The 11,992-nt window shown below is 67.9% G+C and carries 13 protein-coding genes and 1 tRNA gene; 10 read left to right on the top strand and 4 right to left on the bottom strand.

The annotated features are described in order from the left end of the window. Positions 1 to 35 precede the first annotated feature (35 nt). The gene (locus ACZYY4_RS14865) at positions 36 to 638 is read right to left on the bottom strand and encodes a TetR/AcrR family transcriptional regulator (RefSeq protein WP_463810845.1); all 603 of its coding nucleotides are present in this window, start codon (positions 636 to 638) and stop codon (positions 36 to 38) included. An 85-nt stretch (positions 639 to 723) separates the two neighbouring features. Here ACZYY4_RS14865 and ACZYY4_RS14860 point away from each other — a divergent pair. The 10 genes from ACZYY4_RS14860 (at position 724) to pth (ending at position 7,484) form a co-directional block, all read left to right on the top strand. Beyond that, positions 724 to 795, top strand: a tRNA-Gln gene (locus tag ACZYY4_RS14860). Between the two features lie 65 nt (positions 796 to 860). After that, entirely contained in the window at positions 861 to 2,390 is a 1,530-nt protein-coding gene (glmU, locus tag ACZYY4_RS14855) for a bifunctional UDP-N-acetylglucosamine diphosphorylase/glucosamine-1-phosphate N-acetyltransferase GlmU (protein ID WP_463810759.1), read from the top strand. A 109-nt stretch (positions 2,391 to 2,499) separates the two neighbouring features. Continuing rightward, positions 2,500 to 3,480: a ribose-phosphate diphosphokinase gene (locus ACZYY4_RS14850; RefSeq protein ID WP_463810758.1), complete on the top strand. Its 981-nt coding sequence runs from the start codon at positions 2,500 to 2,502 to the stop codon at positions 3,478 to 3,480. Continuing rightward, positions 3,481 to 3,849 (top strand): arsenate reductase (glutaredoxin), encoded by a 369-nt coding sequence (arsC, locus tag ACZYY4_RS14845; protein WP_463810757.1) that lies wholly within the window; start codon positions 3,481 to 3,483, stop codon positions 3,847 to 3,849. Positions 3,850 to 3,887: 38 nt separating this feature from the next. Further along, positions 3,888 to 4,505, top strand: coding sequence for an LpqN/LpqT family lipoprotein (locus ACZYY4_RS14840; RefSeq protein WP_463810844.1), 618 nt, complete (start codon positions 3,888 to 3,890; stop codon positions 4,503 to 4,505). A gap of 63 nt (positions 4,506 to 4,568) precedes the next feature. Further along, positions 4,569 to 4,937, top strand: coding sequence for a heme-binding protein (locus tag ACZYY4_RS14835; RefSeq protein WP_463810756.1), 369 nt, complete (start codon positions 4,569 to 4,571; stop codon positions 4,935 to 4,937). Continuing rightward, on the top strand, positions 4,937 to 5,206 hold the full coding sequence (locus ACZYY4_RS14830) for a hypothetical protein (RefSeq protein ID WP_463810755.1): 270 nt from the start codon (positions 4,937 to 4,939) through the stop codon (positions 5,204 to 5,206). Before ACZYY4_RS14835 ends, ACZYY4_RS14830 begins: the two co-directional genes overlap by 1 nt. A gap of 23 nt (positions 5,207 to 5,229) precedes the next feature. After that, a complete protein-coding gene (locus ACZYY4_RS14825; RefSeq protein WP_463810754.1) occupies positions 5,230 to 6,111 on the top strand; it encodes an oxidoreductase in 882 nt (293 codons plus the stop codon). 140 nt (positions 6,112 to 6,251) lie between these two features. Beyond that, positions 6,252 to 6,887, top strand: a complete 636-nt coding sequence (locus ACZYY4_RS14820; RefSeq protein ID WP_463810753.1) for a 50S ribosomal protein L25/general stress protein Ctc — start codon at positions 6,252 to 6,254, stop codon at positions 6,885 to 6,887. Between the two features lie 12 nt (positions 6,888 to 6,899). Then, positions 6,900 to 7,484, top strand: coding sequence for an aminoacyl-tRNA hydrolase (gene pth / locus ACZYY4_RS14815; RefSeq protein ID WP_463810752.1), 585 nt, complete (start codon positions 6,900 to 6,902; stop codon positions 7,482 to 7,484). Between the two features lie 88 nt (positions 7,485 to 7,572). Here pth and ACZYY4_RS14810 read toward each other — a convergent pair whose 3' ends face one another. From ACZYY4_RS14810 to ACZYY4_RS14800, 3 genes are all read right to left on the bottom strand, one after another. After that, the gene (locus tag ACZYY4_RS14810) at positions 7,573 to 9,207 is read right to left on the bottom strand and encodes a fatty acyl-AMP ligase (protein ID WP_463810751.1); all 1,635 of its coding nucleotides are present in this window, start codon (positions 9,205 to 9,207) and stop codon (positions 7,573 to 7,575) included. A gap of 251 nt (positions 9,208 to 9,458) precedes the next feature. Then, on the bottom strand, positions 9,459 to 10,421 hold the full coding sequence (locus ACZYY4_RS14805; RefSeq protein WP_463810750.1) for a 4-(cytidine 5'-diphospho)-2-C-methyl-D-erythritol kinase: 963 nt from the start codon (positions 10,419 to 10,421) through the stop codon (positions 9,459 to 9,461). A gap of 35 nt (positions 10,422 to 10,456) precedes the next feature. After that, on the bottom strand, positions 10,457 to 11,938 hold the full coding sequence (locus ACZYY4_RS14800) for a PE-PPE domain-containing protein (RefSeq protein ID WP_463810749.1): 1,482 nt from the start codon (positions 11,936 to 11,938) through the stop codon (positions 10,457 to 10,459). Positions 11,939 to 11,992: the final 54 nt, after the last annotated feature.

Here is an 11,992-nt window from a genome sequence, read left to right as displayed (position 1 = left end):
GCTCCAGGGCGCCGATTTGCGTTGCGGTGCATGCCTTATTCGTCGTACAGGGTCGGATCGGCCTCGAGGTGGGTCAGCCCGTTCCAGCAGAGGTTGACCAGGTGGGCGGCGACCACTTCCTTCTTGGGTTCACGCACATCCAGCCACCACTGGGCCGTCATCGACACCGAACCGACCAACGCCTGGGCGTACAGCGGCGCAGTCTCCGGATCCAGCCCGCGCCGGGAGAAGTCGCCGGCCAGGATCGACGACACCTGGCCGACCGCGTCGTTGAGCAGGGTCGAATAGGTGCCGGCACTGATCGATGCCGGGGAGTCGCGGATCAGGATCCGGAAACCGTCGGTGTGCTCGTCGACGTAAGTCAGCAGCGCCAAGGCGACCCGTTCGACCCGCAGCCGGGACTGGTTGTCGGTCGACTTGGTCAGCGACGTGGTGATGCCGTCCAGCAACGCCGACATCTCCCGGTCGACCACCACCGCGTACAGCCCCTCCTTGCCGCCGAAATGCTCGTAGACCACCGGTTTGGACACGTTGGCCCGCAGCGCGATCTCCTCGATGGAAGTGCCCTCGTAGCCGCGCTCGGCGAACAGCGACCGGGCGACCTCGATGAGTTGATGACGGCGCTCGCTACCCGTCATCCGGGCCCGCGGGGGCCTACCGTCCCTGTCCAGAGCAGCCACGATTCCCAGGATATCCAGTTCGGTAGAGTCTCCTTGCACTCCATCCGTCGTGGTGTAATCGGCAGCACCTCTGATTTTGGTTCAGATAGTTCAGGTTCGAGTCCTGGCGACGGAGCTCAGCGGGCACGGATTTGGCCCACCCTTTGCCGCGAGCGTGCGCAGAATGACAGGCTAGACGGCGTGTCGACGTACAAACACGCTCCCCCGCAAGCGGGTGATACCCCCAAATCGCGCCAAGATGCCGCCGTGATCGTCCTGGCGGCCGGGGCCGGCACCCGGATGGTCTCCGACACCCCCAAGGTGCTGCACACCCTCGGCGGGCGCAGCATGCTGTCGCACTGCCTGCGCTCGGCCGCCGGGATCGGCCCCCGCCACCTGGTGGTGGTGCTGGGCCACGCCCACGAACACATCGCCGGCCCGGTCGCCGAGCTGGCGCAGGCCCTGGACTGCCCCATCGACATCGCCCTACAGGATCAGCAGCTCGGCACCGGGCACGCGGTGCTGTGCGGCCTGTCGGCATTGCCGGAGGACTTCGCCGGCACCGTCGTCGTCACCTCCGGCGACATTCCACTGCTGGACACCGTCACACTGCAGGCGCTGGTCGACACCCACCGCAGCGCCCCGGCCGCGGTCACCGTGCTGACCACCACGATGGCCGACCCCTCCGGCTACGGCCGCATCCTGCACACCCAGGACGGTGAGATCACGGCGATCGTCGAGCAGGCCGACGCCACCGAATCGCAGGCCGAGATCCGCGAGGTCAACGCCGGCGTGTACGCCTTCGACATCGCGCCGCTGCGCTCCGCACTCGGCCGGCTGGGTTCGGACAACGCCCAGCACGAGCTGTACCTCACCGACGTGATCGGCATCGTGCGCGGCGACGGCCAGGCCGTGCACGCCCGTCACGTCGACGACGCCGCGCTGGTGGCGGGTGTCAACGACCGGGTGCAGCTGGCCGCGCTGGCAGCCGAACTCAACCGCCGACTGGTTGCCGCGCATCAGCGGGCCGGTGTCACGGTGCTCGACCCCGCCACCACCTGGATCGACGTGGACGTGACCATCGGGCGCGACACCACCGTCGCGCCCGGAACCCAGCTGCTCGGCCACACCCGGATCGGCGGGAACTGCGCGGTCGGGCCGGACAGCACCCTGACCGACGTCACCGTGGGCGACGGCGCGTCGGTGATCCGCAGCCACGCCTCCTCGTCGTCGATCGGGGCCGGCGCGACGGTCGGACCGTTCGCCTATCTGCGCCCCGGCACCGTGCTGGGCCCCGACGCCAAGCTGGGGGCGTTCGTCGAGACCAAGAACTCCACCATCGGCAGCGGCACCAAGGTTCCGCACCTGACCTACGTCGGTGACGCCGACATCGGCGAACATTCCAACATCGGTGCGTCCAGCGTGTTCGTCAACTACGACGGCCAGACCAAGCGGCGGACCACGGTCGGCTCGCATGTGCGCACCGGTTCGGACAGCATGTTCGTCGCGCCGGTCACGATCGGCGACGGGGCCTACACCGGCGCCGGCACCGTGGTGCGCGACGACGTGCCGCCGGGTGCGCTGGCGGTGTCGGGCGGCCCGCAGCGCAACATCGAGAACTGGGTGCAGCGCAAGCGCCCCGGCAGCCCGGCCGCCGAGGCCGCCGAGAAAGCCCAGGCGACCGGCGCGTCCGGCGGGTCCGGCGCAGATCAACCCGACCGGTCACCGTGAGGTTGGTCGCGTTGAGGCAGCCCGAGGCGAAATCACGGGCCGGGCTACGTACCATAAGGCCCGAGTTAACTCGACCAATTCCCAAGATCTCCAACGGCGGGGGCAGCACGTGAGCCACGAGTGGACAGACAACCGCAAGAACCTGATGCTCTTCGCTGGTCGCGGGCACCCGGAGCTGGCCGAGCAGGTCGCCAAAGAACTGGACGTCCCGGTCACCGCGCAGACGGCCCGTGACTTTGCCAACGGTGAGATCTTCGTGCGATTCGAGGAGTCGGTGCGTGGCTGCGACGCCTTCGTGCTGCAGTCGCATCCGGCGCCGCTGAACAAGCACCTGATGGAACAGCTGATCATGATCGACGCGCTCAAGCGGGGCAGCGCCAAACGGATCACCGCGATCCTGCCGTTCTATCCCTATGCCCGCCAGGACAAGAAGCACCGGGGCCGCGAGCCGATCTCGGCCCGCTTGGTGGCCGACCTGCTCAAGACGGCCGGCGCCGACCGCATCGTCACGGTGGATCTGCACACCGACCAGATCCAGGGCTTCTTCGACGGCCCGGTCGACCACATGCGGGCCCAGCCGCTGCTGATCGGCTACATCAAGGAGAACTACGGCAACTCCGATGTCGTGGTGGTCTCGCCGGACTCCGGGCGGGTGCGCATCGCCGAGAAGTGGGCGGACTCCCTGGGCGGGGTGCCGCTGGCCTTCATTCACAAAACCCGCGACCCGCTGGTGCCCAATCAGGTGAAGTCCAACCGCGTCGTCGGCGAGGTGCAGGGCAAGACCTGCGTGCTGATCGACGACATGATCGACACCGGTGGCACCATCGCCGCGGCGGTGAATCTGCTGCGCGAAGACGGCGCCAAGGACGTCGTCATCGCGGCCACTCACGGGGTGCTGTCCGACCCGGCCGCCGAGCGGCTCGCGGCCTCCGGCGCCTGCGAGGTGATCGTCACCAACACCTTGCCGATCACCGAGGACAAGCAATTCCCCCAGCTGACCGTGCTGTCGATCGCCCCGCTGCTGGCCAGCACGATCCGAGCGGTGTTCGAAAACGGCTCGGTCACCGGACTTTTCGATGGAGACGCCTGAATGACCGCCGACGATCCCGCCGAATCCCGCACTACGGCTATCTACCACAACCCGCGCTGCTCCACCTCACGCAAGACACTGGATCTGCTGCGCGACAACGGTATCGAGCCGACGATCGTGGAGTATCTGAAGACCCCGCCGTCGCGCGCAGAGCTGGCGGAGATGATCCGCGCCGCCGGTGTCGGTGTCCGCGACGCGGTGCGCGCCGGTGAGGCGGTGTACGCCGAGCTGAACCTGGCCGGCGCCTCCGACGACGAACTGCTCGACGCGATGGTCGCCCATCCCATCCTGATCCAGCGGCCGTTCGTCGTCACCGGCAAGGGAACCCGGCTGGCCCGCCCGATTGACGCGGTCCGCGAGATACTGTGACTTCACTGCGCTGGGCGGCCGTCGCAGCGCTGGCGTGCATGACGCTGGCCGGAACAGCGACCGGATGCGGTACCAAAACTCCTGACTACCAATCGATTTGGTCCAGCGGTAGTACCACCACCACGACAGAGGCACCGGAGGCTCCGGTGACGGTGGGTCGCTTCCTGGAAGACAAGGGAGTGGTCGCCCAGGCGGTGGCCCCGAACACCCTGACCGATCTGAGAGTGTCGATCCCGACGCCGCCGGGCTGGACGAAAAAAGAGAACCCGATGTTGCCGGCGACCACCCTGGTCATCGGCAAGGGCGACAAGCTTCCGCGGGCGATCCTGAGCGTGGTCAGACTCGACGGCGATTTCGATGCGCGTGAGGCCATCAAGCACGGTGTGGTCGACGCCCAGCTCTCGAAGAACTTCCGGTTGCTGGACGCCTCCAATGAGGACTACCAGGGCTTCCCGTCCTCGATGGTCCAGGGCACCCACGACATGGAGGGTCAACGCCTGCACAGCTGGTTCCGGATGGTGATCGCCACCGGCTCGGCACCGGCCGACCAGCGCTACCTGGTGCAGTTGGCGGTCACCAGCCTGAACGACCAGGCGCCCAAGGAGGCTGCTGACGTCGAGGCGATCATCAACGGGTTCACCGTCGCCGCGAAGTGACCCACAACCGGCAGTACTGCTGCTAACGTCACCGGGCCAGGCCCCCTGAGAAGGAGTTCCGCGATGGCCCCCGCCCCCCGGTCACCACTGCGCCTCAGCATCCTCGGCGCCGCCGCTATCGCCACGAGTCTGCTGACACCGCAGGCCGCGATGGGCGAAGCACCACCCGGCTGCACCGCCGCAGACCTCGCCAACGTGGCCGCCGGCGTTGCCGCGTCGACCTCCGGGTACTTGTTCGCGCATCCCGACGTCAACGAGTTCTACACCGGTCTGCAGGACCGGCCCGATGACGAGGTGCCCGAGGCCGTCCGCAGCTTCTTCGACGGCAATCCGCAGGCCCACACCGACCTGCTGGGTCTTCGCCGGCCCCTCGTCGACTTCCGCAGCCGTTGTGGACTGCCCGAGGCCGACCGCCCCCTGCTGGGCCAGTGATGGCACGCCGGATTCGCGCCGCCGCGGCACTGGCATTGATCGCGTTGCCGGGCACCGTCGTCATCACACCGGCCGGTACCGCCGCCGCCGACGTGTGCGTCGGCGTGGGCCGCCGCATCCACGTCAGCGGATGCACCGACCTCACGCCACCGCCGGCCTATTACGCCCCGCTGCCCGAGGACATGCCGCCACCGCCGCCACCACCGCCCCCGGTCCACCCCTGCGTCGGCTACAACGGCCGCTGGATCGACACCAACAACTGCCGCTGAGCGCTCTCGTTAAGGTGTGATTCATGGCCTCCTGGACCGCTAGCGACCTGCCCTCGTTCTCCGGACGCACCGTGATCGTCACCGGCGCCAACAGCGGACTGGGCGCCGTGACCGCACGTGAGCTGGCCCGGGCGGGCGCCCGCGTCACGCTGGCCGTGCGCGATACCGCCAAGGGACAGGCCGCCGCGACGAGCATGCCCGGCTCTAAAGATGGGGTAACGGTCCGCGCCCTGGACCTGGCGGACCTGTCCTCGGTGCGGCGGTTCGCCGACGAGACGTCGGATGTCGATGTGCTGATCAACAACGCCGGCATCATGGCGGTGCCGTACGCGAAGACCGTCGACGGTTTCGAGAGTCAGTTCGGCACCAACCATCTGGGCCACTTCGCGCTGACCAACCTGCTGCTGCCCAAGCTCACCGACCGGGTGGTGACGGTGTCGTCGTTCATGCACCGGATGGGCTATGTCAGCCTCAAGGATCTGAACTGGGAATCCCGGCGGTATTCGGCCTGGCTGGCCTACGGCCAGTCCAAGCTGGCCAACCTGCTGTTCACCAGTGAGCTGCAGCGTCGGTTGGTGGCGGCCGGTTCGCCGGTTCGCGCGTTGGCCGCGCACCCCGGCTATTCGAGCACCAACCTGCAAGGCCATACCGGCAATCGGATCGGCGATGCGCTGATGCGCACGCTCGGCAACGGCCTGTTGGCCACCAGCCCCGATTTCGGGGCGCGCCAGACGCTGTATGCGGCATCGCAGGATCTATCCGGCAACACCTTTGTCGGGCCGCGGTTCGCCTTCCTCGGCCGCACCGGGTCGGTCGGCCGCAGTCTGCTGGCCAAGCGCGGCTCCACCGCCGCCGGGTTGTGGGAGCTCTCCGAGCAGCTCACCGGGGTGCAATTTCCGCTCTGAGGTGCTGATGCGCTAGCCTGACCAGGCGTCACGGCGAGGGCGGCCAGCAATTTCGGCCGCCGTTATCGGCGAGGACCTCCTAGGTGGTTGTCGCGATCTGGCCGTGCCCCATGCACGCCGCACCGACCACAGGAGTACCGATGGCCAAGTCCAGCACCCCGAACAAGCTCACCGCCGCTGTGCGTTCCGAGACCGGCAAGGGCGCCTCTCGTCGGTCCCGCCGCGAAGGCAACGTCCCCGCGGTCCTCTACGGCCACGGCACCGACCCGCAGCACCTGGAGCTGCGTGCACGCGAATACGCGGCCGTGCTGCGGAACGGCGGCACCAACGCGGTGCTCACTCTCGACATCGAGGGCACCGAGCAACTGGCACTGACCAAGGCCCTGGACATCCACCCGATCCGCCGCACCATTCAGCACGCGGACCTGATCGTGGTGCGCCGCGGCGAGAAGGTCGTCGTCGAGGTCAACATCCTCGTCGAGGGCGAAGCCTTCCCCGGCACCCTGGTCACCCAGGACGCGACCGCGGTGGAGATCGAGGCCGACGCGATGTCGATTCCGGAGCAGCTGACCCTCTCGATCGAGGGCGCCGAAGCCGGCACCCAGTTCACCGCCGGCGGGCTGGAACTGCCCAAGGGCGTGACGCTGGTGTCCGACCCGGATCTGCTGCTGGTCAACGTGGTCGAGCCGCGGGCCGAAGAGGAGCCCGAGGCCGAGGCGGCGGGCGAGGCAGCCGGCGAGGAGTCCGGCGAGGCCGCGGCCGCCGAGGCCGAGTAGACCGAGCACGGCGTGGCCGAGTCACCGCCGATACTGGTGGTCGGCCTGGGCAATCCGGGGCCGAACTACGCTCGCACCCGGCACAACGTGGGCTTCATGGTCGTCGACCTGCTCGCCCAGCGGATCGGGTCGGCGTTCAAGCTGCACAAGAAATCCGGTGCCGATGTGGCCACCGGGCGCCTGAGTGGTCGCTCGGTGGTGCTGGCCCGTCCGCGCTGCTACATGAACGAGACCGGGCGCCAGGTGGGGCCGTTGGCCAAGTTCTACTCGGTGCCGCCGGGTGACATGGTGGTCATTCACGACGATCTCGACCTGGATTTCGGCCGGATCCGGCTCAAGCAGGGCGGCGGCGAAGGCGGCCACAACGGGCTGCGTTCGCTGGCGACCGTGTTGGGCAGCAAGGACTTCCAGCGGGTCCGGCTGGGAATCGGCCGGCCGCCCGGGCGTCAGGATCCGGCGGCGTACGTGCTGCAGGCGTTCGGCACGCGCGAGCGCGACGAGTTGCCGACGATCTGCGAGCAGGCCGCCGACGCCACCGAGTTGCTGATCGAATTGGGTTTGGAGCCCGCGCAGAACGTCGTGCACGCCTGGGGCTGACCAGCCTCGCTCTCTGGCGCGAGCGTGCGCAAAAACGGTGATCCGCTCGGCGTGTCCGCCGGGGACCCGCACGCTCGCGGGGAAGAACCTAGGTGACCAGGGCGACCGAGTTGGCCCGGCGCAGCTTGCCCGACGGGGTCTTCGGGATGCTGCCCGGTCCCAGCACCACCACATTGCGGGGCCGCATGTCGACCTCGGTGACCACCTCGTGGGCCACCTGGTGCTCGATCCGGCGCACCTCAGCGGGATCCTGCCAGGCGTTGGACTCCACCGCGACGGCGAACGTCTCGCGGGAATGCCCGGCGTCCAGGCGCACCGCCACGGCACAGCCCGGTCGCACGCCCTCGACCCGGCCCGCGGCCCGCTCGATGTCGGTCGGGTAGATGTTGCGGCCAGCCATGATGATGACGTCCTTGACCCGGCCGCACACCACGACGTGGCCGTCCTCCATCTGGTAGCCCAGGTCTCCGGTGTCGTACCAACCGTGCTCATCCTGTGCCGGCAAGAAGCCGGCCATGGTCAGATAACCCGGGGTCACCGGCTCACCGCGCAGCTGGATCACACCGACCCCGCGCGCCGGCAACGAGGAGCCGTGCTCGTCGACGATCCGGATCTCGATGCCCTCCAGCAGCGGGCCCAGCGAGGCCAGTCGGCGGGTGTTGCCCTTGGTCGCGGGCACCGCCTGGCGCAACGCGGCCAGCAGATCGGCGTCGATCTCGTCGACCACCAGACCTGCGCCGCACTTGGAGAACGACACCGCCAGCACCGTCTCCGCCATGCCGTAAGCGGGCAGGATGGCCGTCCGGTTCAGCCCGAACGGCTTACCGGCATCGATCAGGTCCTCGACATCGGCCGGCTCGACGGGCTCAGCACCCGAGAGCGCGAAACGCAGCGTGGACAGGTCGAACTGCCCCGGGGTGGCTTGCTTGCGCAGCCGCTTGGCGAACAGCGCGTAGGCGAAGTTCGGGGCCGCGGTCATGGTGCCCTTGTACTTGTCGATCAGCTTGGCCCACAGCAAGGTGTCGCGCAGGAAGTCCATCGGGGTGATCTTGACCAGCTCGGCGCCGAAGTACATCGGCACGGTCAGGAATCCGATCATGCCCATGTCGTGGAAGCACGGCAGCCAGCTGACCATGACGTCTTTGTCGACGTCGTACTCGGCGCTGATGAACATCGCCTCGGCGTTGGAGTAGATGTTGCGGTGGGTGATCTGCACGGCCTTGGGCGACCCGGTCGACCCGGACGTCAGCTGCATCAACGCCAGGTCGTCCTCACCGGCCTCTTCCGGGTCGATCGGCTCGGCGGCCAGCAGGTCGGCGACGGTCACGACCTTCAGGCCCTTCTCGGTGAGCACGGGCGCCGCGGCCATGAAGGGATCGGAGATGATGACGGCCTTGGCGTCGATCATGTCGACGACAGTCATGGTGTCTTCGGCCCAGACCGCCAGGTCGGTGCGCGGGGTGGGCTGGTGAAGCATGGTGAGGCTGGCGGCGCGCATCCACACGCCCTGGGCGGTGGGGGCGATTTCGACCGGCGCGCCGGCGAGCACCCCGACTGCGTCGCCCGGGCCGACACCGGCCGCGGCCAGCCCGCCCGCGATGCGGCGCGCGCGCTCGTGAACCTCGGCCCAGGTGTGCCGGACCGGTTCGTGCGGCTCTCCGGTGACCATGCCCTTGGAGGATTCGCGTGCGCTGCGATACATGTTGTCGGTAAACCTGCTCACGACGGCCTCCTAGCCGGCACCGGTATTTTCCTCACGCGCTGAGATTTCATGTTCCACCTGCTGGTCACCACTTTGCGAGAGGCACGCACGCACAAATAGGCGGCGGTTACATCTCGATACGGCAAATGTGCGCCCACCTCGACGGCGAGCGCCTGGTTGGCAGGGACGTCCTGACCGCAACTAGTCACCGCGCTGTATCTTAAACTCCTCTTAATCAGCGAGCAAATTTTCGCGTCGGATTGGGTGCGCCGTCACACTCCGGTGATCGATGACGGCACCACCCGGGCACCGTAGACCGGGCCGCTGGCCACCCGCACCGCACGCCCCGCACCCACCGCTGCCAGCTCGACGGCGACATCGGCAGCCGAAGCAGCCGAGGCGCACAGGAACGCACACGTCGGCCCGGAACCGGTCACGATGCCCGACAGCGCGCCCGCCTCCACGCCGGCGCGCAGCGCGCGCCGCAACGCGGGGTTGAGGCTGACCGCCGCGGTCTGCAGGTCATTGCCGAGCCGGCCGGCCAACTGCTGCGCATCACCGGCGGCCAACGCCGCCAGCACCAGCTCGGGCTCGCCCAACTCGGGCAGGGTGCGCCCGGTGTCGCGTAGCCGGTCGAGTTCGGCGAAGACCTTAGGAGTGGACAGCCCGCCTTCGGCGAAGGCCAGCACCCAGTGGAACGTCTCCCGGGTGAGCACCGTCGCCAGTTCTTCGCCGCGGCCGGTACCCAATGCGGTACCGCCGTGCAGCGCGAACGGCACGTCGCTGCCCAGCTGGGCGGCCAAGGCGTGCAGATCGCGTCGTGGCACGCCCAACTCCCAGAGCACATTCATCCCGACCAGCACCGCCGCGGCGTCGGCGCTGCCACCGGCCATGCCGCCGGCGACCGGAATCGACTTGTCGATCGCGATCGCCACGTCGGGGGCCCGGCCGACGTGCTCGGCCATCAGTTCGGCGGCTTGCCAGGCCAGGTTCCGTTCATCGGTGGGCAGCACGTCGGCGCCCTCGCCGGTGATCCGCAACGACAGCACGTCGGCGTCGCGGACGGTCACCTCGTCGACCAGCGAAACGGCGTGAAAAACAGTGGTCAGCTCGTGGTAGCCGTCATCGCGGCGGTCGCCGACGGCCAGGTAGAGGTTGAGTTTGCCCGGCGCCCGTACGGTGACCGACCCGGTCGGGGACCACTCGGTGGCGGCGTTTCCGTCGGATGCGGTCACGCCGATGACACTAGCGGGTCGATCCGCTGTGACTTCTATCCGAAGAGCTCGGCGAAGTCCGCCTGGATCGAGTTGAGCGCATTCGTGATGACCTCGAACTCGAAGCCGGCCGCCATCGTGACCAGTCCGGTGGTGGCCGCCATCGGCAAGCCGATCGCGTTCAGCAGGTCACCCGATGCCAGTTCCTGCGCGAAGATCGTCGTGGCGTAGGCCGGCAACGTGGTGAACACGGCGTTGAGAATGTCCGCGGTGGGCAGCAAGGTGCTGTACAGGGTCGCCGACACGCTGGTGAACGTGTTGACGATGTCGGTCAGGCTCGGCATGACGAAGTCCGCACTGCTGCCGAGGCCGCCGCCGAACAAGTCCGCCGCGCTACTGGACGACAGGTTCTGCAGGTCTTCGGTGAAGTCGGTCCAACCCTGCTGAGCGCCGTTGACCAGGGCGGTGAATACGTCTTGGAGGTTGACGTCCGGGAACAGCCCGAACGGGGTGGCCACATCCGCCGGGCCCTGATCCCAACCGTGGTCGATGTCGCCGTAGCCGAGGTTGACCAGCACCTTCAGCGCGGGCTGCAACAGGTCGGCGAACGCGTTGCCGAATCCGCTGCCGCGCAACGGCTGCAGCATCGGCAGATCCTCAGTGGGGATCATGAAGTATTGGGTGTTGCCGGTGTAGTCGTCGGAGACCGGCAGCTCGATGGCCGACGCCAGCTGAGCGTCAGTCAGCGTCGGATAGGTGCCGTGCACGTACATGATGCCCATAAAGGCGTTGATGTCCGACAACAAGTTGAGCGAGTACTTGGGGAAGTCGGCGAAGCCGTCGTACTCCTGGGTGTAAACCGCGGTCTCCCAGGGCGTGTCGGCCGGGGTGGCGCCGCTGAACGTGACGCCGAGACTCGGCAGGGTCAGCTCCGGCATATTCGGATTCACGCTCTGCAGGTCAAAGCGCGACAGCAGACCGCCGTTGGGGTTGCTGGGGTCACCGAGCAACACAAACGAGAGCTGGTCGGCGGTCGGCTGCTGGTCCACGGGCAACGCCAGCAGATTCTCCATCTCCAGCGAGTTGATGGTGGCGCTCTGCGAATAGCCCAGCACGACAAGGTTATTGCCGGCGGCGGTCTCGCTCATGATCTTCTGGTGCAGGATCTCGACGCCCTGGGCCAGCGACGTGTCCAACGGCAGCGTCTTCACACCGGTCAGCGGGTAGAGGCCCTCCGGGGTGAACAGCGCGTTGGTCACGTCGACCGGGAACAACGGCTGACCGTCGAACTTGGGTGTCGCGGGGTCCAGGAACCGATCGGTGAGAGCGGTCAGGTATTGCGGCGGCGGGATGGGCAGACCACTGCCGCCCATGATCCACGACTCGGTGTCCAGCAGTTGCGCCTGGGCCACCACGGTTTTCGCACTCGCTGCCAGACCGGGCGCCACCGCCGGCGCGACACCCAATGCGGCGATCGTGGCGACGGCCAGCGGAACCGCGCCCAAGGAGCGCAGGTTGCGATGGGTCAGCGTTGTCATGGCGACCTCCCAAGATGACGTTCGGATGATTATTACTCCGTACCAGCGGAATGT

The sequence above is a fragment of the Mycobacterium sp. IDUB_21 genome (assembly GCF_055419425.1).
Note: the sequence above shows the minus strand (reverse complement) of the source record. Positions and strands in the feature narration are given on the sequence as shown.